The sequence below is a fragment of the Ruegeria sp. AK11 genome (genome assembly GCF_056541095.1).
The window spans coordinates 39,986-62,138 of sequence record NZ_JBQFXU010000011.1 but is presented as its reverse complement, the minus strand read 5'-3'; the positions used below and the strand labels follow the sequence as shown (position 1 = coordinate 62,138).

Annotated in this window: 18 protein-coding genes; 11 read left to right on the top strand and 7 right to left on the bottom strand. The window is 57.2% G+C overall.

Features of this window, described 5'->3' with window-relative positions:
- Window positions 1-69 precede the first annotated feature (69 nt).
- From ACR0D9_RS17955 to ACR0D9_RS17930, 6 genes are read left to right on the top strand one after another with little or no spacing between them, the layout of a single operon-like run.
- Window positions 70-519: a c-type cytochrome gene (locus tag ACR0D9_RS17955; protein ID WP_209597154.1), complete on the top strand. Its 450-nt coding sequence runs from the start codon at window positions 70-72 to the stop codon at window positions 517-519.
- 16 nt (window positions 520-535) lie between these two features.
- The gene (locus ACR0D9_RS17950) at window positions 536-1,903 is read left to right on the top strand and encodes a cbb3-type cytochrome c oxidase subunit I (protein ID WP_480488717.1); all 1,368 of its coding nucleotides are present in this window, start codon (window positions 536-538) and stop codon (window positions 1,901-1,903) included.
- An 8-nt stretch (window positions 1,904-1,911) separates the two neighbouring features.
- Window positions 1,912-2,721 carry a CbbQ/NirQ/NorQ/GpvN family protein gene (locus ACR0D9_RS17945; RefSeq protein ID WP_267365163.1) on the top strand — a complete coding sequence of 270 codons (810 nt, stop codon included), beginning with the start codon at window positions 1,912-1,914 and terminating at the stop codon, window positions 2,719-2,721.
- A gap of 9 nt (window positions 2,722-2,730) precedes the next feature.
- Window positions 2,731-4,653: a nitric oxide reductase activation protein NorD gene (locus ACR0D9_RS17940; protein ID WP_480488716.1), complete on the top strand. Its 1,923-nt coding sequence runs from the start codon at window positions 2,731-2,733 to the stop codon at window positions 4,651-4,653.
- Window positions 4,650-5,198 (top strand): cytochrome c oxidase subunit 3, encoded by a 549-nt coding sequence (locus ACR0D9_RS17935; protein WP_480488714.1) that lies wholly within the window; start codon window positions 4,650-4,652, stop codon window positions 5,196-5,198. Before ACR0D9_RS17940 ends, ACR0D9_RS17935 begins: the two co-directional genes overlap by 4 nt.
- Before the next feature lie 5 nt (window positions 5,199-5,203).
- Entirely contained in the window at window positions 5,204-5,491 is a 288-nt protein-coding gene (locus tag ACR0D9_RS17930) for a cytochrome C oxidase subunit IV family protein (RefSeq protein WP_267365170.1), read from the top strand.
- Between the two features lie 53 nt (window positions 5,492-5,544).
- Here ACR0D9_RS17930 and hemA read toward each other — a convergent pair whose 3' ends face one another.
- Window positions 5,545-6,768, bottom strand: coding sequence for a 5-aminolevulinate synthase (hemA, locus tag ACR0D9_RS17925; RefSeq protein ID WP_480488712.1), 1,224 nt, complete (start codon window positions 6,766-6,768; stop codon window positions 5,545-5,547).
- 185 nt (window positions 6,769-6,953) lie between these two features.
- Here hemA and ACR0D9_RS17920 point away from each other — a divergent pair, with 185 nt between their 5' ends.
- From ACR0D9_RS17920 to ACR0D9_RS17910, 3 genes are all read left to right on the top strand, one after another.
- Window positions 6,954-7,646 (top strand): Crp/Fnr family transcriptional regulator, encoded by a 693-nt coding sequence (locus tag ACR0D9_RS17920; RefSeq protein WP_267365173.1) that lies wholly within the window; start codon window positions 6,954-6,956, stop codon window positions 7,644-7,646.
- A 139-nt stretch (window positions 7,647-7,785) separates the two neighbouring features.
- On the top strand, window positions 7,786-8,796 hold the full coding sequence (locus ACR0D9_RS17915) for a D-cysteine desulfhydrase family protein (protein ID WP_480539698.1): 1,011 nt from the start codon (window positions 7,786-7,788) through the stop codon (window positions 8,794-8,796).
- Between the two features lie 184 nt (window positions 8,797-8,980).
- Window positions 8,981-10,225 carry a molybdopterin molybdotransferase MoeA gene (locus tag ACR0D9_RS17910; RefSeq protein ID WP_480539696.1) on the top strand — a complete coding sequence of 415 codons (1,245 nt, stop codon included), beginning with the start codon at window positions 8,981-8,983 and terminating at the stop codon, window positions 10,223-10,225.
- On the opposite strand, the gene ACR0D9_RS17905 is transcribed toward ACR0D9_RS17910, so the two are convergent.
- The 4 genes from ACR0D9_RS17905 to ACR0D9_RS17890 all read right to left on the bottom strand — a co-directional run bounded on the left by ACR0D9_RS17905 (window position 10,222) and on the right by ACR0D9_RS17890 (window position 15,334).
- The gene (locus ACR0D9_RS17905) at window positions 10,222-12,642 is read right to left on the bottom strand and encodes a GcvT family protein (protein WP_480539694.1); all 2,421 of its coding nucleotides are present in this window, start codon (window positions 12,640-12,642) and stop codon (window positions 10,222-10,224) included. The genes ACR0D9_RS17910 and ACR0D9_RS17905 overlap by 4 nt on opposite strands.
- A 152-nt stretch (window positions 12,643-12,794) precedes the next feature.
- Entirely contained in the window at window positions 12,795-13,034 is a 240-nt protein-coding gene (locus ACR0D9_RS17900) for a hypothetical protein (protein WP_480488707.1), read from the bottom strand.
- A gap of 133 nt (window positions 13,035-13,167) precedes the next feature.
- Window positions 13,168-14,325, bottom strand: coding sequence for an aromatic ring-hydroxylating oxygenase subunit alpha (locus tag ACR0D9_RS17895; protein ID WP_480488705.1), 1,158 nt, complete (start codon window positions 14,323-14,325; stop codon window positions 13,168-13,170).
- Window positions 14,326-14,428: 103 nt separating this feature from the next.
- Window positions 14,429-15,334 (bottom strand): LysR substrate-binding domain-containing protein, encoded by a 906-nt coding sequence (locus ACR0D9_RS17890; protein ID WP_480488703.1) that lies wholly within the window; start codon window positions 15,332-15,334, stop codon window positions 14,429-14,431.
- Between the two features lie 140 nt (window positions 15,335-15,474).
- On the opposite strand from ACR0D9_RS17890, the gene ACR0D9_RS17885 reads away from it, so the two are divergent.
- Together ACR0D9_RS17885 and ACR0D9_RS17880 are read left to right on the top strand one after the other, a co-directional pair.
- Window positions 15,475-16,419 carry a PDR/VanB family oxidoreductase gene (locus ACR0D9_RS17885; RefSeq protein ID WP_480539692.1) on the top strand — a complete coding sequence of 315 codons (945 nt, stop codon included), beginning with the start codon at window positions 15,475-15,477 and terminating at the stop codon, window positions 16,417-16,419.
- Between the two features lie 417 nt (window positions 16,420-16,836).
- The gene (locus tag ACR0D9_RS17880; protein ID WP_480477333.1) at window positions 16,837-18,663 is read left to right on the top strand and encodes a BCCT family transporter; all 1,827 of its coding nucleotides are present in this window, start codon (window positions 16,837-16,839) and stop codon (window positions 18,661-18,663) included.
- A gap of 197 nt (window positions 18,664-18,860) precedes the next feature.
- Here the strand turns inward: ACR0D9_RS17880 and ACR0D9_RS17875 are convergent, their stop codons facing one another.
- Together ACR0D9_RS17875 and ACR0D9_RS17870 are read right to left on the bottom strand one after the other, a co-directional pair.
- Window positions 18,861-19,652, bottom strand: a complete 792-nt coding sequence (locus ACR0D9_RS17875) for an FAD binding domain-containing protein (RefSeq protein WP_480488699.1) — start codon at window positions 19,650-19,652, stop codon at window positions 18,861-18,863.
- Between the two features lie 95 nt (window positions 19,653-19,747).
- Complete coding sequence (locus ACR0D9_RS17870; RefSeq protein ID WP_480539691.1) at window positions 19,748-22,108, bottom strand: xanthine dehydrogenase family protein molybdopterin-binding subunit; 2,361 nt, start codon at window positions 22,106-22,108, stop codon at window positions 19,748-19,750.
- Window positions 22,109-22,153 lie beyond the last annotated feature (45 nt).

Genomic DNA, 22,153 nt, shown 5'->3' with positions numbered 1-22,153 from the left:
CGTTAAGGCAGCCCTGTGACCCGCACGTCATGTTGCCTGCACTAGCTAATCTGCGCAAAGGAGAGCGCGATGCGAGAAGTCATGACAAAGAGCATGGCTCGCAACATATTCTATGGCGGGTCACTGTTCTTCATCCTTATCTTTCTGGCTCTATCAGCCCATTCACACCTGTATATCGTCAATTCCGAAAATGCCGCGAAGCTCGACGAAAGTGTGGTTCGGGGCAAACATGTTTGGGAAAAACACGCCTGTATCAACTGCCACACGATCCTTGGTGAAGGGGCGTACTTTGCCCCTGAGGTCGGCAATGTGATGACACGTTGGGGCGTGTTGGACGACCCGGAATCGGCCTTTGAATCCCTCAAGGGCTGGATGGAGGCACAACCCACCGGCATTCCCGGTCGTCGGCAGATGCCGCAATTCAACCTCAGCGACGAAGAGATCCGGGATCTGACCAACTTCCTGATCTGGACGGACAACATCGACGCTCAGGACTGGCCGCCCAACGAGGCTGGCTGAGAAGGGGAATGGAGCAATGAAATACGAATCCCAAAAAATCGCCTATGCCTACTTTGCGGTAGCCATGGCACTGTTCGCGATACAGGTGATCGGCGGGCTGCTGGCTGGTCTGATCTATGTGTCGCCTAACTTCCTGAGCGAGCTTCTGCCGTTCAACATCGTGCGGATGCTGCACACCAACGCGCTGATCGTCTGGTTGATACTGGGCTTTTTCGGTGCGGCCTATTTCCTGATCCCGGAAGAGGCCGAGCGTGAAATCCATTCGCCCAAGTTGGCTTATCTGCAGCTGATCATCCTTGTGGTCGGTACGTTGGGCGTGGTTCTGACCTATGTCTTCAACCTGTTCGAAGGCAACTGGCTGCTGGGCAAAGAAGGGCGCGAGTTCCTTGAGCAACCCAAATGGGTCAAGGCCGGTATCGTCGTCGCCGCGCTGATGTTCCTTTACAACGTGTCGATGACCGTTCTGAAGGGCAAGAAGACCGCAATCACCAATATCCTGTTGTTGGGCCTGTGGGGTCTGGCGCTGCTGTTCCTGTTTGCCTTCTACAACCCAGGCAACCTGTCCCTGGACAAGCAATACTGGTGGTATGTTGTCCACCTGTGGGTCGAAGGTGTGTGGGAACTGATCATGGCGTCGATCCTGGCCTACCTGATGCTGAAGCTGACCGGTGTGGACCGAGAGATCGTCGAGAAATGGCTTTATGTCATCGTGGCCGCTGCGCTATTCTCGGGAATTCTTGGAACAGGTCACCACTACTATTGGATCGGCACCCCCGGTTACTGGCAGTGGATTGGGTCGATCTTCTCAAGCCTCGAGGTGATCCCGTTCTTCGCGATGATGGCCTTTGCCTTCGTCATGGTCTGGAAAGGCCGTCGTGACCATCCCAACAAGGCCGCTCTGCTGTGGTCTCTGGGTTGTGCAACGCTTGCCTTCTTTGGTGCCGGCGTCTGGGGTTTCTTGCATACGCTGCACGGGGTAAACTACTATACCCACGGCACACAGATCACTGCGGCCCACGGTCACCTGGCCTTCTACGGTGCCTATGTCTGCCTCAACCTGGCGATCTTCAGCTATGCGATGCCGATCCTCAAAAACCGTGATCCTTACAATCAGGTGCTGAACATGGGATCGTTCTGGCTGATGACCAGCGGTATGGTCTTTATGACCTTCGTGCTGACCTTCGGCGGAACCGTGCAGACGCACATGCAGCGTGTGGTCGGAGATTACTTCATGGACGTACAAGACCAGATCGCAATCTTCTACTGGATGCGTCTGGGTTCCGGTATCGTCGTGGTCCTTGGCGCGCTGCTGTTCATCTACTCGATCTGGGTTCCCCGGAAAGAAGTTATTGAACCCGGCGCCGCCGAAACCCCTGCGGAGTGATGATGGATATGGATGGCTCCATAAAACTGAATGAGGGGGCGGCAAACGCCCCCTTCTACCTGCCCCAAGGCGATGAATGCGATGTGTTCACCGCGGCTTATAACAACGACTTGCCAGTTCTGCTGAAAGGTCCGACGGGCTGCGGCAAGACCCGCTTTGTGGCCCACATGGCCGCAAAACTTGGCCGCCCGCTTTATACCGTAGCCTGCCATGATGATCTGGCGGCTGCTGACCTGATTGGCCGTTATCTGCTGAAAGGCGGGGAAACCGTCTGGGTCGATGGCCCCCTGACCCGCGCAGTGCGCGAAGGCGCGATCTGCTACCTCGACGAGGTGGTCGAGGCCCGTAAGGATGTGACTGTCGTTCTGCACCCGCTGACCGATGACCGGCGCATCCTGCCAATCGACCGCACTGGCGAAGAGCTTGAAGCCGCACCTGGCTTCATGCTGGTGGCGTCGTACAACCCCGGATACCAGAATATCCTGAAAACCCTGAAACCCTCGACCCGGCAGCGGTTCATCTCTTTGGAGTTTGATTTCCCATCCGCGCAGATGGAAGCCGAAGTGGTCGCACAGGAAAGCGGTCTGCCGCTGGAACGTTGCAAGCCGCTGGTTCGGCTGGCGGGTAAGCTGCGCGGGCTTAAGGGTCAGGATCTTGAGGAAGGCGTTTCCACCCGACTGGTTGTTTATGCCGCAACACTTATCGCACAAGGCATGTCCACCGACCGCGCCATCCTCGCGGCCATGATTGAACCTCTGACAGATGACGAGGATATCAAACGCGGGCTCCTCGATCTTGTTACGGCTGTCTTTGGGTGAGGCCGGCCGATGGTCAAGATCGATTTTGAGCCATGGGAACCCGAAGAAACGATCGGGAAACTGTGGCACACCCTTGCCAGCCGCCTCGATGCACCCCAGGTGCACGATGGAGCCGCGGTCGACCTCTCTGAGGTCGCGGGGCGGCTGGCCGTCCTCTTTCGAGGGCTGGGCGGTGGTCCGGGCGTAGAATTGCGCCCGGTCTCGCCCGAGGTTTCACATCACCGCCTAAGTTGGCGTCGGCGTCTGGCGACCGAAGTGGAGCTGATGCCGCGCGCTTCGTTTGATGGCGAAGTCTTGCGCTTGCCGGACCGGTTGGCGGTTTTTCCTGCGCGCGAAGCCAATGGCGCGCTGTATGTCTGGCTGGCCGCTGCGGCTGCCCATGCGGGAACGCGAATTGATGAAGACGATCCGCTGCGCGCCGACCTGCGCGCGTTGATCGCTGCGCAGAGAATGGTTGATACGACGCTGGACGACGCCCCCGGCCTGCGCCCGCTTTACACCGAACTTTGCAAGGGCGTGCTGCATCAGCGCGATATCCCCAACCTGCCACCGATTGAAGACGCAGTTGAAGAGCTGATCCGCCATAAGTTGGGTGACCCTCAACCGCTGTCGGCGAAAGCCGAGCAGCTTCTGACACTGGACGAGGACCTGATCGCCCCTCGCGGCTATCAGCCTATGCGCCCGGTTCCCCTGTGGCCCGAACTGCGCGCAGTTGGCTTTTCCGAACATAACGAGGTGGAAAACCCCGAAACTGAAGGTCCACCCGAGGAATCCGGTGAGAAAACCCACCGCGCCCGTCGTCGCAAATCGGATCAGGCCGAGCGCAGCGACAGTTTCATTCTGCATAAGTTCGAAGCCATCCTCAGCTGGGCCGAGTTCCTGAACATCAACCGCCGCATCGACGATGATGATCCCGACAATGCCAAGAAAGCGGCCGATGACCAGGAAGAGATTGGCCTGGGTCAGATATCAAAAGCCCCGCCAACGCGGCTGAAACTGCACCTTGATCTGGCACCCGAGGATGTGAACCGGGAGCGTCTGTCCGGTCGCATCCTTTATCCCGAATGGGACGTGCGTTCGGGCCGATATCTAGCAGATCACGTCAACGTCCTGCTGTCGGATGCGGATATCCGCGACGATGCTGCCGCGTTTGGCAAGGACCCTGCCACCGCCCGCCGTATCCGCGCGGTCAAACGCCAGTTCGAGGCGCTGCGCCCTGGACGCGTGATGACACGCGGCCATCTGGACGGTGACCAGTTGGATATCGAAGCCGCCGTGCGCGCCGAAACTGACCGCATGGCCAGTGGCGAAAGCAACGACCGCATTTGGCAACAATCCCGCCCCGAGGCGCGCGATCTGGCAGTCTCGATCCTGCTGGATGTCAGCCGGTCCACTGAAAGTGCCGTAACCGGTCGCGCCGTGATCGACATTGAACGTGAAGCCCTGGCTGCTTTGGCCTGGGGCCTGAACGCCTGCGGTGACGATTTCGCCATTCATGCCTTCAGTTCGCTGAAACGTCAGCGCGTCTATATCCAGCGATGCAAACGGTTTGATGAGCCGATGGACGCCAAAGTTGAACAACGTATCGCGTCACTGCGACCCGGTCACTACACGCGGCTTGGGGCCGCGATCCGCCACTGTTCAAAGGATCTGGCAAGTCAGACCCGCAAACGCCGCCTGTTGCTGGTGATCACCGATGGCAAACCCAATGACCTTGACCATTACGAAGGGCGTCACGGTATTGAAGACACCTGCATGGCCGTGCGTGAGGCACGCCGCGCCGGGCAATCGGTTTTTGGCGTCACCATCGATAAAACCGGCAAAAGCTGGTTCCCCCGCATGTTCGGACACGGCGGTTTCGCTGTTATCCCAGATCCGCATCGCCTGACCATGGCGTTGCCGCAAATATATCGCCAATTGGTCGGTGCATGAGCGAAACCTCCTTCATCGACGAGCTTCCGGGCGAATTGCTGATGTGGGTTCTGATTATTAGTGAGCTGCTGGTTTTTGGTGCGGGGCTGATCGCGTTCATGGGCGTTCGCCTGACCGACCCTGCAGGCTTTGCCGAGGCGCAATCGCATCTTTATCGAACAGGTGCAGCCTTTAACACTGCAATACTGGTCACATCTGGCTACCTGGCCGCGCAGGCCCTGAACTGGCGCCGCGCAGCATTCCGGTTCAAGGCCAGACTTGCCCTGACAGGGGCGGCCGTACTTGGGATCGCATTCCTGGTTGTCAAAAGCGTGGAATATGCTGGAAAGGCGGGGCAGGGCATTACCTATGAAACCCACCCGTTTTTCATGTTCTACTACCTGCTGACAGGATTTCACGCGGCGCATGTTCTGGCCGGGGTGTGTATCCTGTTGCTGGTCGCGTGGCGCGATGATCCTCGTAACATCGAGGCGGGCGCACAGTTCTGGCACATGGTCGATCTGGTTTGGATCGTGCTGTTTCCCGTGATTTATCTTCTGGGATAAACAATATGCCGGCAACTTCATCTTTTGCTAAATACTCCCGCCGGAGGCGTCCGAACTCACTCACCGGCGCGTGGCTGGCGCTTTTGGCGCTCAGTCTGGCTTCAACGCTTTTGACCCTGATGAAAACGCCTGACGCACTCATTGCAGGCGGTATCCTGCTCCTTGCCCTGATCAAAACCCGTGTGATTCTGGCCCGATATCTGGACCTGGCTGAAAGCCCGGGTTGGCTGCGAGGCTTCACCTTGGTTCTGACGGGGTTCTCTGCTGTGATCTTCGCACTTTACCTGATCTGAAAAAAGCCGCCCCTAAAAGGGACGGCAGGTTACCAAGCAAAGGGACGCTTAGGTTATTGTGCGGCCATTGGCATCCGCGCGATCTGACAGCGCTGCCACAGCGCCGACAAGGCGCCCACCAGATGATCGATATCCTCATCCGTATGAACGGGTGACGGCGTGATCCGCAGGCGCTCGGTTCCTTTGGGAACTGTAGGATAGTTGATCGGCTGAATGTAGATGCCAAACTCCTCAAGCAGGGTGTCCGAAATGAATTTACACTTCACAGGGTCGCCAACCATCACCGGGATGATATGGCTGGGGTTGGGCAAATGCGGAATGCCCTCGGCATCCAATCGGGCGCGTACCTGCGCCACGCGGGTCTTTTGCAAGTCACGCTCTGCACTTGAATGCTTCAAATGCCGGATCGATGCGGCAGCGCCGGCTGCAATCGATGGGGGTAGGGCAGTGGTGAAGATGAAGCCACTGGCAAAGCTGCGGACAAAATCACACAGCGCGGCTGAGGCCGCGATATACCCACCAACCACGCCGAACGCTTTGCCCAATGTACCTTCGATGACAGTCAGGCGATCCATCAATCCATCGCGTTCAGCAATCCCGCCACCGCGCGGGCCGTAAAGGCCGACGGCATGAACCTCGTCCAGATAGGTCATCGCGCCGTATTTGTCAGCCAGATCGCAGATTTCCTTGATGGGAGCGATATCGCCATCCATGGAGTAAACCGATTCAAATGCGATCATTTTGGGTGCGTCGGGATCCGCTGCGGCCAATTTGGCGTCCAAATCCGCCAAGTCGTTATGTTTCCAAATCACCTTCTGGGCACGCGAATGCCGGATACCTTCGATCATCGAGGCGTGGTTGAGCGCGTCAGAAAACACGATCAGCCCGGGAATTCGCGCAGCCAATGTCCCCAAAGCAGCCCAGTTCGACACATATCCCGAGGTGAACAGCAACGCGGCTTCTTTCCCATGCAGATCAGCCAGCTCAGCCTCAAGCAGAACGTGATCATGCGTGGTGCCCGAGATATTGCGCGTACCGCCAGCGCCTGCTCCGCAGCGATCCAGTGCGTCGTGCATGGCAGAGATCACCGAAGGGTGCTGCCCCATGCCCAGATAGTCATTTGAGCACCAGATCCGCACATCCCGCTGAACCGGCCCGTCGGTTTGACGCGCGTTCGGAAACGCGCCACGACGGCGTTGCAGGTCGATGAAAATCCGGTAGTTGCCTTCGTCTTTCAAAGTGTCGAGGCTCTGGCTGAAAAATTGCTCGAAGTCCATCTGGCGTGCTCCCCGGATAACTGAAATTTCGTTGAACCTATGCCAGAGGCGCCCGCCCTTACATGACAATAGTCAAGTTGGAGACTGAGAAAAGGGTGGCACCCCCGCGCTGGCTTTGGCATAGCATATCTCGGGGTTGATCATCCGGGGGTGTTCCCGGAGCGGACGAATAAGGGGCTGCCTTCTTGTCACACGAGGCACAAAAGATAATTGCGCGGCAGTCACTGCTCTTGCGAAGCCTGCCAGAGCAACATGTCGATACTCTGCTGCGTCAGGCCGTCTGGCGGCAATACGACCGGGGCGAGACGATCTTTCTGCAAGAGGAAGAGGCCAAGGCCGTACATGTTGTACTGGCTGGTTGGGTCAAGCTGTTTCGCATTTCCCCGACCGGTGCCGAAGCCGTGGTGAGCGTTTTCACGCGTGGTGAAAGCTTTGGCGAAGCCGTTGCGCTGCGCAATGTGCGCTATCCCGTTTCGGCCGAGGCGGTATCTCCCTGCGAGATCATGCACATCCCAAGTCCGGTGCTGCTGTCGCTGATGAAGCAAGACCCGGAAATCTGCGTATCGATCCTGGCGGCCACATTCACGCATCTGCATTCCCTGGTGGCGCAGCTCGAACAGCTCAAAGCCCAGACCGGTGCGCAGCGTGTCGCGGAATTCCTGCTGAACCTGTGTGATTGCGATGCCGGCCAGTGCGAAGTTGAACTGCCGTATGACAAGATGCTGATCGCCGGGCGTCTGGGGATGAAACCCGAAAGCCTGAGCCGAGCGTTTTCGAGGTTGAAACCAGTCGGGGTGAAGATCAACCGAAACCACGCGGAAATTGCAGATATGGATGTATTGCGGAATTACGCGGAAAGCGACCCGAGCGAGAAATAGAGCCGTGTGGCTGTTTCTCTGGGCAGTAAACTGGCCATTTCCGGTCTGCGATCTTTCCGGCAATCACTATCCTTACTATTCTTGCTGGATATGCCCTATTCGGCGCGATCCTGAATGGGTGAGGTGATGGAACGCAGACATGACGATTGAACAGAAACTAGCCGGTTATCCCCGCGCGAGACTGATGACAGCTGCCACGCCGGTCGAACGGCTTGATCGTCTGTCCGACCAGCTTGGTCTGGATCTGTGGATCAAACGGGATGATCTGACAGGGTTGAGCTTTGGCGGCAACAAAACCCGGCAGCTCGAGTTCTATATGGGTGAGGCACAGATACAGGGGGCAGACACCATTCTGATCACCGGCGCTGTGCAATCCAATTTCGTGCGCACGGCTGCCATGGCTGCATCGAAGCTTGGGATGGAGGCCGTGCTTCAATTGGAAGAGCGTGTGCCGGATATGGGAGAACATTATTATTCCTCGGGAAATGTACTTCTGGCCCGGCTTCTGGGTGCCGAGCACATGCACTACGATACCGGAGAAGACGAGGCCGGGGCCGACAATGCCCTTCACGCGCGGGCAGATCAGCTGATCGCTGAGGGCCGAAAGCCGTATGTAATTCACTTGGGCATCGATCATCCGCCCTTGGGGGCGTTAGGTTATGTGGCCGGGGCTGCCGAACTACTGGATCAGATCGCCGATTTCGACGTGGCGGTGGTGCCATCCGGCAGCGGTTCGACCCACGGCGGGTTATTGGCCGGGCTGCGGCTGGCTGGCAACACGGCACCTGTTTATGGCATCTGCGTTCGCCGCGACCGCCACCTGCAACATGCGCGGTTGCAAAAGGTATTGGAACGGTTGGCGGGTATGATGAAGTTTGACCCGGCTCTGGTCATGAAAGACATCCTCACATGGGACGGCGCATTGTCCCCTGGATACGGGCGGATAGGTCCGTCCACACGGAGGGCGCTTGAACAGATGGCGCGTGCCGAGGGTGTTTTTCTTGATCCGGTCTACTCGGCCAAAACCTTTGCAGGTTTGTTGGAATTACTTGAAAACGGCACAATTCAACAGGGCCAGACAGTTGTGCTGTTGCATACGGGTGGGCAACCCGCGCTGTTCGCATATCAGGAAGAGCTGTTCCCGGCCTGAGAGCCATCCGGGAAGCCACTGTAGCGGAAGTCGCGCTTGGCCAGCCAACTCGTCGTTTCGAAGCGCGCGACGCGGTTTCACGTGACCTATGTCAATGACAGTACCGCGGATGTCGTGTCGGTTGAGCGAGCCTAGCCCACCTTAGAATGGATGGAAGGCATGTTCGCAGAGTTGGAGGCTGGATATGGCTGATGGATGCGGCTGTGATCGACACGCGCATATGTATCTGAGCGTGGATGAGGCCCTGCGCCGGGGCCTGTCCGCTGCTGATCCGATCACAGAAACGGAAACGCTGCCTTTGGCCGCTGCAATTGGGCGAGTATTGGCCTGCGACTGTTTCAGCAAGGTCGATATGCCCGCTTTCGACAATTCGGCAATGGATGGCTATGCGGTTCGAACAGCCGATCTTGGCGATACCGACCTGTTCCAGATGCCGGTGGCGGGTCGCATCGCGGCGGGGGACAGCGGATCTCATGCTGCACCTGTGGGTAGCGCGCTGAGGATTTTTACCGGAGCGCCCGTTCCCTCTGATTACGACGCCATCGTCATGCAGGAAGATTGTGATTTTGTGGAGGGACAAATTCGCTTCAGCCGCCGTCCAAAGCCCGGGCAACATATCCGGCGTGCCGGTGAAGACCTTCGTGCCGGAGCGCCGATCCTGCGGCGCGGCTGCGAGATTGGCCCGCGTGAGGTGGCAGCCCTTGCTTCCGCCGGGTATGGCGAGGTCGTGGTCCTCCGCAAGCTGAAGGTTTTGATCTTTTCAACCGGCAGTGAATTGCGCCAACCGGGTGAGCCCCTTGGGCCGGGGCAGATCTATAATTCGAACCGTTACATGCTGCTTGCGCTGTTGCAGAAGCCTTGGATTGAACTCACGGACCGGGGGCAGGTTGAAGATGATCCCGAGCTTTTGAAACAGGTCTTGCTGGACGCGACTGAAACCTCTGACCTATTTATCACAACCGGTGGTGTTTCTGTCGGCGATGAAGATCATATGCCGCGTCTGTTCACCGAGATCGGTGGCGTGACGGATGTGATGAAAGTCGCAATGAAACCGGGCAAGCCCATCATGTTCGGTCGGCGTGGCCGTGCGCTTTACATCGGTCTGCCTGGTAACACGGTTTCTGCTTTTGTGACCTGGCAAATTTTCGGATCGCAGATGATGGCGCGCCGCGCCGGTCTGCACCACACACCGCACGCAGCCGTACAAGCAGTTCTGTCGGAACCTTTGTACCGCACCGCAGGCCGACAGGAATATCGCCCGGTTCAGATTGACGGTCACACACTGGACGGACGGCCCCGATTGCGTCTGATGGAGCCGTCCTACAGTGGTCGTGTTGCTTTGCTTGCGCAAGCGGATGGATTGGCGATCATCCCGGCAGAAGTGACGGAATATCCCGAAGGGCAACGCCTTGAGCTATTGCGGTTTTAAGCCCTAAGCGCTTTTCCTGCGGCATCAAAGGGCGGTTCATGCAGGATTGTGGCCCTGTGTGGGCGCCCCAGAACCATAACCTCGACCTCATCACCTGGCTGGGCATTTTTTACATATCCCAAGGCCAACGACATTCCGACGGTGTAGCCATAGGTGCCTGAGGTCACCCGACCGATCCCTTCACCGTTCTTGAAGATCGGCTCGCCACCTGTTGCATCCGCGTTGGACGCTGTCACATCCGTTTCGTTAAGGTGCAGGATCACCAGGTCTTCCCGAGCCGGGTTCTGCAATACTTTCTGCGCAGCTGCCTTGTTGAGGAAGTCCTTTTCGAATTTGCAGAGGCGATCAAGATCCACTTCATGCGGCCAGTATTCCGGGCTGTATTCGCGGCTCCAAGACCCATAGCCCTTTTCGACCCGCATAGACATCAGTGCCCGACTGCCAACAGGGCCAGCCCCGAACTCTTTGCCTGCCTCAATCAAGGCATTGTACAGTCGTGCTTGATCTTGGGTGGCGCAATGCAGCTCCCACCCCAGATCGCCAGTAAAGGAGACGCGCAGGGCAAGGACCTGGACTCCCGCCAGCTCGATCTTGGCGGACCGCATGAACGGGAAATCTTCGGTTGCCAGCGATGTGTTGGTCAGACGTTGCAGGATGTCACGGGATTTGGGCCCGGCCACGTTAAAGCCGCACATCGCTTCGGTTTTGCTTTCGAAAGCGGTGCCTTCAGGCAGCGGAACCTGTTTGAAAAAGCGTTTGTGATACCGTTCTGCCATGCCCGAGCCGATCACCCAGAACTCGTCATCAGCCACGCGGGTGACGGTAAAGTCGCCTGCAATACCGCCGCGCTTTGAAATCAGTGGGGTCAGACAGGACCGACCAACGGTTTTGGGCATGGTGTTTGCAAAGACGGCATTCAGCCAGTCTGCTGCACCCGGACCCTTGCAGACATATTTGGCGAAATTCGAGATATCGATGATCCCGGCACGGTCGCGCAACATCCTGCATTCCTCGCCCACCGGTCCCCACCAGTTCTGACGGGTAAAGCCATTGGTGTCTTTGGTGCCGGGCGTTGCGGCAAACCACAGCGGATGTTCCCAACCGGCGTTCAGGCCAAAAACCGCGCCCATGGCTTTCTGCGCCTCATAGATCGGGCGAACCCGTGCCGGACGACCGGCGCTGCGTTCTTCATTGGGGAAATGGATCGCGAACCGATGACTGTACTGATCTGCCACGCGCGCTTTGGTGAATGCCTTGGTGGCCCAGCTGTCAAAACGCGCCAGATCCCAGGCGAACATGTCGTATTCCGTTTCACCCTCGATGATCCATTGCGCTGCCATCAGGCCCATGCCACCCGATTGCGAGAAGCCGGGGATGATACCATTGCAGCAGAAATAGCCGTCGACCTCGGGCACCGGCCCCATCAGAACGTTCGAATCCGGAGACCAGATCATTGGGCCGTTGATGACACGCTTGATCCCGGCTTCACCAACCGCGGGCAGGCGTTCGATGGCGTTCATCACGTTCTCTTCGATCCGTTCCAGATCATCAGGGAACAGGTCGTGGGCAAAATCCAGCGGCGTGCCTTCTTCGGCCCAGAACCTCATGTCTTTCTCATAGGCGCCGACCAGCAAGCCGTTGCCTTCCTGACGCAGGTAATACTCTCCATCCCGGTCCGACACAGACGGCAGGCGGGTGCCGTGGCTTTTCACATCCGCCATGGATTCGGTTACGAAATACTGGTGCTCTGTAGGTTGCAGCGGCAGTTCGATTCCAGCCAGTGCAGCAACCTCGCGCCCCCACAGGCCCGCTGCGTTCACCACCCAGCGTGTCCTGATGTCACCTTTTGGCGTTCTGACGATCCAACTACCATCCTCCTGCTGCTCGGTTGCGGTGACCGGAGTGAAACGGTGAATCTGCGCCCCACGTTGACGTGCGCCGACCGCATAGGCATTGGTCACGCCCGACGGGTCCACATTGCCGCCATCGGGTTCGAACATCACGCAACGGATGCCCTCGTAATTGACCAGCGGGTTCAGCTTCTGGGCTTCCTCGATGCTGATCTCATAGAAATTCATGCCATACAGCCTGGCCTTTGCGGCCTGTAGCTTCAGCTGATGTTCGCGTTCTTCTGTCTGGGCCAAGTATAACGAGCCGGGCTGGAATACTCCGCAGCTTTGACCGGTTTCAGCTTCCAGCGCTTTATACAGGCTCATCGTGTAATGTTGGATGCGGCTGATATTGGTACTGTCGTGCAATCCGTGAATGTTGGCGGCTGCGTGCCAGGTTGACCCCGAGGTCAGCTCGTCCCGCTCTAACAGAACAACATCCGACCATCCCAGTTTGGTCAAATGATACAGGATCGAGCACCCGATCACTCCCCCGCCGATGACCACGGCCTGAGCTTCGTTTCGCATTTTGGCTATCTCGCGCGTTTTCGTTCGCGCCTGTTCTTTCATGAAGACTGGCCCATCGACAATGTCGACAAAATTCGAGATCGAATGAAGTCAGCTAAACTCAAACTTTGAAAATTGCCTAGCGTCGCGGTACGCTTAAGCAAATGAGCTCGTCAGAACGTCAATCGGTGTGCGCGGCCACGTTCAAACAACTTCAGGTTCAACTCATCTGCCTCCGGCGCGCCGTATTCCAGCGCAAACACAAATGCGTGGGTCAGATAGAAGCACGCGGCTTCATGATGCTGGCGCTCTTCGGCGAGAATCGCCGCTTGGTGATACAGCCGGATCAATGCGGGTACATCTTTTTCCGCATGGGCCCGCAAGAGGTGTTTGTCGAGTTCGTCCAGATCCACTGTGACCCTTTCAGCGAATTCACCGGCTGTCCACTAGGAGACAAAAGACGCAACGCCGTCCCGTCTGCTGTTGTTACAACCGATCCGCGATCTGGTCAGAAGGGCCTGACCAGATCAACATTTTCAGGATTGCTTACACTTCAGCGCGGGCTTTTTCGATTTGCGTGGCCACCCAATGATGAAAACAATGGGTCGGGCCGTCCATCGCGGGCGAGAAACGGCCGCCATCGAATTTCACGCCGTGACGGCCTTTCTGCATGCCTTCAACCACAAAGACGTCTTCCTCGAACACTGTTTTCCACAGTTGCGCATTCTTGGCACGCAGCGCTTCGTGTTCGGGTGCGTCTTCGGGTTTTTTGGCGTAGTAGAGCTCAATCCGTTCGTTCGAACGCTCATGCGTGATCGGATCGATGAGGAAGGCAAAGCCGTGGTCACGCTGAACACCCAGCAGGGTATTCGGGTAAACGACGATATATTCCGCGCCGTCATTCCACTGCTCACTCAGATTCTCGAAATCATCCAGCTTTTCGCCATCGTGACCCTCGAACTGGCGGTAGACATAGGTGCCCTGACCCGAATATTTGCCCAGTTCGTTGATGTTGTAGTGGTCTTCCAGACGCGAATAGCTGTTCAGGCCGGGATGAACCCAGGGCAGGTGATAGCTTTCGCAGTAGTTCTCAACAGCCAGTTTCCAGTTCGAGTTCAACTCAAGATAAACCGATGCGCCAGCGCCACCGTGATACATCGGTTGATCGAATTCTTTCCAGCGTTCCATCAACTCGCCATGGACATCTTCGAATTCCGGCGCGTCGCCGCTGACATTGACAAAGACAACATCCCGCCAGACATACGAGCGGATGCGGATAAGGCCCAACTCGGCGAAGTCCAGATCCTCATGGGTGTTCTGCCCAGGGCCACCGACATGAGGGGCAGTCCGCAATTCACCATTCAGGCCGTAGCACCAGCTGTGATAGGGGCAGCGGATCGCGCCGCGGATTTTTTGCGGCTTGTCGACCAAAATCATGCCGCGATGACGACAGGTGTTCTGGAACACGCCGATCTGACCGTCGCGATCACGAACCATCAACAGCGGCACACCGAGGAAATCGATCGGATATGCATCTCCCGCCTCGGGAATGTCTTTGCCAAAGCCGATGCCGGACCAGTTCGCAAACAAGACCGCATCCCGTTCTTCGGCAAAAACTGCGGGATCAATATAATGCTCGTTCGGCAGACCCTTTGCGGTGTTTACCGGTGTCAGAACAGACGAAAGCGGTGCGTGCTTGTTCATCGGCCACTCCTGAGTGATTTTGAATGAGTTTATCGCTGCATCCATTGGCGGCTGAGGCCGCCCACGTTCAATACTAAAAAACCTAATGGCAAATTGAGGCAGGCTAAACCGAACCTTCAGACAGTTCGTTGAGCAACCAATTCTTGAGAGCCAGCGCCCCTTCCGAAAGCTGATCGTCCGGGCGACCGACAAGATAGAAGTTGTCCGGGGCGGGCAGGCTGAATTCCTCCAGCGCGACGAGTTTCCCCGAAGCCAGCATGGGCTGGACCAGACGTTTCCATCCCAGCGCAAGGCCCGCCCCTTTACGCGCCACCTGAAGGGCAAGCGCGTAGCTGTTCACCCGCGATTCCACGGGAACAACTCCAGAAAACCCGAGGTCGTGGAACCAGGATGACCAGGTCGTCCAGGTGCTGTCCTGAGTTTCGAGATGGATCAGCCGCCGCTGCACGAGGTCTTCAAGGCTGGCCCCTTTAAGGTCCGCGGCCATCTGGGGGCTGCAAACGGGTGTCAGGATATCGCGATACAGTTTCGTGTGCGTGAGTTGCGCGTTGGCGTCCCGGCCATAGCGGATGAACAGGTCGATATCCGGCCGGTCCGTGAAGGCCTTGTCCTGCGCCATCTGGTTCACTTTCACGTGCGGAAAATCCTGCCAGAACCGGATGACAGATGGCGACAGCCAAAGTGCGGCGACTGCAGTGGTTGATCCAACGGTTACGTGGTTCTCGGAATCATTGCTGCGAATCTTTTCAAGTGCCTTTGAAATCTGCCGGAACGAAGTGCCGAGTGCCTCAAACAGGTCTTGCCCATCCTCGGTCAGTTCCACGCCGCGGTGCTTTCGGACAAAAAGGGCCGCGCCCAGCTCGCTTTCCAGCGCCTTAATCTGATGACTGACGGCACCAGGCGTCACGGAAAGCTCGCTTGCGGCTTCCTTGAAACTGAGATGCCGAGCGGCGGCTTCAAAGGCCGATAGTGTCGTAAGTGGAGGAAGGTTGTAGTGGCGTCGAGACATGGAGGTTTGTTGGCTTTTGAACTCTGGGTGAGCTCAATTCACCCGAATGTTAGAAATTTTGCAATTGAAATCTATCTTTTTTCCTGTTGTTTGCTGAAAGACGCAGAATGTACGCCACGTGAGACCGAACAGGACAAGTGATGGATACTCAAGTTGCCCGCCTTGTGCGAAAAACACCACTCAGTCCCGACACCTCTGATTTCTGCTTCGAGATCGAAAGCGGGCGCTTCACCAGCCTCGAGCCCGGGGCGCATGTGGACATCCATCTTGAAGACGGTCTGATACGGCAATACTCGCTGTGGAGCTGGAGCCAGGATGGACGCCTGATCAACGTGGCCGTCAAACGCGAAGACGAAGGGCGAGGCGGGTCACTGGCGATGCATGACCTGCAAGAGGGCGCGACCGTGGAAATTGGCGGTCCCCGCAACCATTTCAAACTCGAAAGCCATGATCGGCACGTCACTTTGATCGCTGGCGGTATCGGGGCCACACCATTGGTTGCAATGGCACGTGAGTTGCTGAACCGAGGGCAGGATTTTCGTGTCTACTATCTTGTTCGTTCGAAAGAATACGCGGCGATGGATGCGCAATTCCGGGCGCTTCGACTGGATGAATGGTATCATTTGCATTGTGATAACACAGACGGGGTATTCGATCTGAGATCGGTCATGCAATCGATGCCGATGGGCGCAGACGTTTATACCTGCGGCCCGGAACCGATGCTGAATGCGGTACTGGAAGCAGGTGCCTTGCTGCGTGGCGGCGCGATACACTTTGAACGGTTCGCCGCCGCGTCGGACATTGAACATGCCCCGAACGCCGATTTCCAGATCGAGATCCAGTCGACCGGCGCGGTCTATCCCGTTGGCAAGGACCAATCTATTCTGGAGGTTTTGCAGGCCAATGGTGTGCAGGTTGATTTCGGCTGCTCCGAAGGGCTTTGCGGAACCTGTATCGTTGATGTCGTGTCCGGCGAAGTTGATCATCGCGACGGTATACTTACTCCGCAAGAGCAGGAAACGCATGAGTTCCTGTGCACATGCGTTTCGCGGGCCAAGTCGGACAAACTGGTATTGAAACTGTAGAAGGAACCACAATCACGCCCTTTACTTGTTCTCGCTAACACGTGTTTCGAGTAACCGAGAGCGTCGTTTCGAGTAGCATAAGGGTCGGATTCTTGGGTGAGCTGCCCTAACCTCTGTCATAGGTTTTCCCGAATTGAAGGGCGCAACCACTTCTTGCGAAGCTGCTACCAGGTTCAACGGCAGACAGACTTGCCACAACGAACCAACAGCTTTTGCAAGCGAACACAATCTGGGAGGAAAAGAGCGGTGGGCGATCCCACATGGTGTGTGGTCTTCCCCGTAAATCTCAGCTGAGTTGCAGTCAACTCGCTGATCGTTTGGTGCATTGGGCATGTTTGTTTACGCCGTCCCGCGCGGTGCACCCCAAGCAGAAATCCAAAGAACAAGAAACGGCGAACACACGGAGGAAAACGCAATATGTCGATACCCGATCCATTCACGGACGTTGAGATAAAGACGGCGGATGCCGGTTTTTATGAAAACTACAGCGTCCCAATTGCCCTGATCAGCAAGGCCATCATGGTCGCGCTGGTTCTGTGGGCATTGGTATTCCCTGCAAATGCAAACGGCACGCTTGGCAGCCTGAACGGGCGGCTGCTTGAGCTTTTCAACAGCTTCTACATTGTCATTGTCGGGTTGTTCCTCGTTTTTCTGGCCGTTGTCGCCGCTATTCCGTCCACGGGTCGCCGTGTGATGGGAACACCCGGTGAAAAGCCCGAGTTTTCAAACTTCTCATGGTTCTCCATGATGTTCGGCGCCGGCCTGGGTGTTGGTCTGATGGTTTTTGCAACCGCAGAACCGTTGGGGCTGTGGGGTTCGAACCCCGAAGTCGTATCCGAGGCGGTCGTTGGAAATACACCCGAAGCGCTGCAGTCGGCTTACCGCTATACCTTCTTGCACTACGGGTTTCACGCTTGGGCCATCTATGTGGTGACCGGTTTGTCGCTGGCATATTACGCTTATACACGCGACATGCCTCTCACCATCCGCTCGGCGCTGACGCCCCTGTTCGGCCGCTTCGTCAATGGATTCTTCGGCCATGTGGTTGACGTTCTGGGTGTTGTTGCGACGATCCTCGGTGTTTCCGTCACCATCGGCTATGGTGTCAGCCAGTTCATCGACGGGCTTTATGCCATCACCGGTATGGAATGGGTCATGGATCTGGGTGGCGAAGTTCCAACCCCAAGCAAAGTAGGTTTGATCGCCGGTCTGGTCATCATCATGAGTCTGTCGATTATTTCGGCCGTATCAGGCGTTGGTCGTGGTGTTAAATATCTGTCGAACCTGAACCTCGTATTGTCGATCATCCTATTGGGCACATTTATCGTCTTCGGCTCGTTCGTCTTTGCCATGACCACTTATGGCACGGCAATGGTCGACTATATCCTGCATATCCTGTCGCTCAGCTTTAACGCCTATGGCCCGCTGTCAGTTGAAGCCTTCGCTGCGGCTTTGCCTGCCGAAGCACAAGCCCATGCCAATGATTTGATGGGCGGAGCTACCAATGCGTGGGGCAGCTTTGACGGTTTCAAGAGCGGCCTGGAAGGGGCAGCAGCAGAGTTGGATGAAGCAACCCTGGCAGCCGTTTATGCGGCGGGTGAGCAGGGGCGTCAGTTCGGCTGGCAGTCGGGTTGGACCACGTTCTACTGGGCCTGGTGGATCGCGTTCTCGCCCTTCGTGGGCCTGTTCCTCGCGCGCATTTCGAAAGGACGCTCTGTCCGCGAGTTCATCGTAGGCTGTGTGTTCGCCCCGGCTTTGGTGTGCTTTGCATGGATGACTGTTCTGGGAGGAACTGCGATTGATCTGGAACTGGCAGGCGCTGCAGAAGGTGCAATCATCGGCGCATCGAACACCAACAAGCTGTTCGTGACACTATCTTACATGATTGACGGTGGTCTGCTGTCAATGTTGAACGTGATGTGCGTGATCCTGATCATGACATTCCTCGTCACGTCGGCAGACTCGGGCATTCTCGTGATGAACACCATCATGTCGGGTGGCAGCCAGGAGACGGGCATCAAGCACCGCATCATCTGGGGTGTCATCCTGACGGCTGTGATCGGCGCTCTGATCCTCGCAGCCGGTGAAAACAACCCGATGGATGCGCTGCGAAACGCGATGATCATCGGTGCATTGCCCTTTACTGCTGTGATGGGTCTGATGTGTATTGCTCTGGCCAAAGCTTTGTTCCGCGACAGCCAGCGTGACAAACACGCCGCTACAGGTGCACAAGCCGCCGAATAAAGCGAAAGCTTAGTTTATGACTTGATCAGGCCGCCCGGAAATGGGCGGCCTGATTTCATTTTGCGCAGACACTGGCCACGACCCTCAAACAACGGAAAAGTGCTGGCCAGCCCGACCTTGGTGAGACATCAAAACCATATCTCAACGAAAAAGCCCCGGTAAAAACCGGGGCTTTTGAGCATCTTGTCGTGAAATGCCTACATGCAGGCTTCCACGGCGCGTTTGGTCATGACCGACACAAGATGCGCCCGGTATTTCTTGCTGCCATGTAAATCAGCGATCATGTTGGCGGGGTTAATCCGAAGGTCCATCAAGGCGTCCGGGCGAAACTCCTTGTTCAGCGCCTGCTCGGCTTCGCTCCAACGGAAGACGCCATCCTCACTTGCGCCGGTCACCGCCACGCGCACGCCGTCCGTGAAACGGGCCAGATATACCCCAACAAGTGCAAACCGCGATGCTGGTTGCTGGAATTTTTGATAGCTTGCCGCCTGCGGAACCGGAAAGCGGATCGAGGTGATGATCTCTCCTTCATCCAGGGCTGTGGTGAACATGCCCTGAAAAAAGTCATCTGCCGCAATTTGACGCGCGTTGGTCACCACGGTTGCGCCCGATCCCAGCACACCCGCCGGATAGCAGGCAGCCGGGTCATTGTTCGCAACCGAACCACCGATGGTTCCGCGATTGCGCACTGCCGGGTCGCCAATTTGTCCAGCCAATGCCGCCAGCGCGGGATAAGATCCTGCAGCGTCGCGAGCAACGACAGCGTGAGGTGTTGCACCCCCAACAGAGACCGAGCCGTCATCATCAACGCAGACGCCTTGCATCTCGGCAATGCCGCCCATCGACACCAGTTTGGACGGTGCCGCCAATCGCTGTTTCAATGTCGGGATCAGGGTTTGCCCGCCTCCCAACGCCTGCGCATCCTCTGTTGCCAATGCTGCAACTGCGTCAGCAATGGTCGAGGGCTTCTCAAACTCGAAATTGTACATTTCGTTCTTCCTTTCCGAAAGGCGCTGATCCGCCCTTCATCTGGCTATAAATATCCCAGGGAGCGCGAGGGGCTGGCCCCTCGCACCCCAACCTCTCAACCATGCATCGCAGTCCAAACGCGTGACGGGCTCATCGGCATGTCGATATGATCAACAGCCCTTCCACCCGAGTTCAACGCATCCAGCACCGCGTTGACCACCGCTGGCGGTGAGCCGATCGCTCCGGCCTCGCCGCAACCCTTCACGCCCAGCGGATTGTGCGTACAGGGCGTCTGGCTGGAATGATCCACGCCGTAGAACGGGACATCATCGGCGCGTGGCATCGCGTAATCCATGTAGGACGCGCTCAGCAATTGGCCGTTCTCGTCATAGGCACAGTTCTCCAGCAAGGCCTGACCGATGCCCTGACCAATACCGCCATGCACTTGTCCATCAACGATCATTGGATTGACGATATTGCCAAAGTCATCTGCAGCCGTGAACTTCTCGATACTGACCTGACCTGTGTCTGGATCAACCTCGACCTCACAGGCATAAGCCCCTGCCGGGAAAGTAAAGTTGGCCGGGTCATAGAACGCGGTTTCCTCCAGCCCCGGTTCAACTTCCAGCGGATAGTTGTGCGGGACATAGGCCGTAAGAGTCACATCCCCCCACGCCACCGACTTGTCGGTCCCCGCAACACTGAACTGACCGTCTTTGAGTTCGATATCTGCCTCGGACGCCTCCAACAGGTGGGCTGCGATCTTTTTGGCCTTGTCGATCACCTTTTCGGTGGCCTTGACCATAGCCGAGCCGCAGACCGCCAGCGAGCGTGAGCCATAGGTGCCCATGCCGAACGGGATCTTCGAGGTGTCCCCGTGCACGATCTCGACCATTGACTCGTCGATGCCGATCATGTCGGCCACGACCTGCGGAAAGGCTGTTTCATGGCCTTGCCCGTGGCTGTGTGCGCCAACCATCACACTGATCGAGCCGGTGGCGTTCACCCGAACTGTCGCCGCGTCGTAAAGACCTGCACGGGCTCCCAACATGCCGACGATATTCGAAGGCGCGATACCACAAGCCTCGATATAGCAATTGACGCCGAGACCGCGCAGCTTGCCTTTGGCCTCACTCTGCGCGCGTCGTGCGGCAAAGCCCGCAAGATCAGCAGCAGCCTCAAGCTTGTCCATTGTCCCGTTGTAGTCCCCGGTGTCGTAAGTCAGCGCCACTGGCGTGTCATAGGGGAACTGCGTGACAAAGTTCTGGCGACGCAGGGCGATCGGATCGACACCTAACTCGCGCGCAGCCTTGTCGATGACACGCTCCAGTTGGAAGGTTGCTTCGGGTCGACCAGCGCCGCGATAGGCGTCCACCGGCACCGTGTTTGTGAACATCGCCTTCACATTCACCTGAATGACCGGGGTCTTATAGTTGCCTGCCATCAGCGTCCCATGCAGCCATGTCGGAACCGAGCTGGAGAAGGTCGACAGATAGGCACCCAGATTGGCATAGGTGTTGGTCCGCAGGCCGATGAAGTTGTTATCCGCATCCAGAGCCAGCTCAATCGTGCTGACATGGTCACGACCCTGCGCATCCGACATGAACGCCTCGGACCGGCTGGCCGTCCACTTGACGGGGCGGTTGCAGGCCTTGGCGGCAAAAGTGCAGAACGCTTCTTCTGCGTAATGGAAAATCTTGGTGCCAAAACCACCGCCCACATCCGGGGCTACGACGCGGACTTTATGTTCCGGCAGACCCAGAACGAACGCGCACATCAACAAGCGGATGACATGCGGGTTCTGCGAAGTGGTATAGAGCGTATATTCATCCGTGCCCCGGCTGTACTCGGCCACAGCCACGCGCGGCTCCATCGGGTTGGCGACCAGCCGATTGTTCACCAGATCCAAAGTGGTGACATGCGCGGCATTGGCAAAGACGTCGTTCACCTTGGCGTCGTCGGCCTCACCCAGCTGCCAGTCATAGCAGATGTTGTTTTTCAGATCGTCATGAACCAGCGTCGCGCCTTCCTGCGCCGCGGATTTCATGTCGATCACGGCGGGCAGCTCCTCGATATCCAGATCAATAGCCTCGGCCGCGTCACGGGCCTGTTCCAGGCTGTCGGCCACCACGGCGGCAATGGGATCGCCCACATGGCGCACCTTGCCCTGTGCCAGAATTGGGTGTGGTGGTTCCTGCATCGGCGCGCCGTGCTTGTCGGTCACTTCCCACCCACAGGGCATTCCGCCCACGCCTTCAAAGTCTTTGCCGGTGAATACTCTGACCACACCGGGCATACCTTCGGCGGTTGATGTATCTACAGAATTGATCCGACCATGCGCGATGTCGGACCGCAGGAAATATACGTAAGCCTGACCACGTACGTTGATGTCGTCGGTATAGTTGCCTGCTCCGGTCAGAAAGCGGACGTCCTCGCGCCGCTTGGAACTGGCTCCGATGCCACTGTCTTTGGGCATTGCTTGTTCTCCTCCCATAAACGGATGCTGCTGCACCCTTCACTT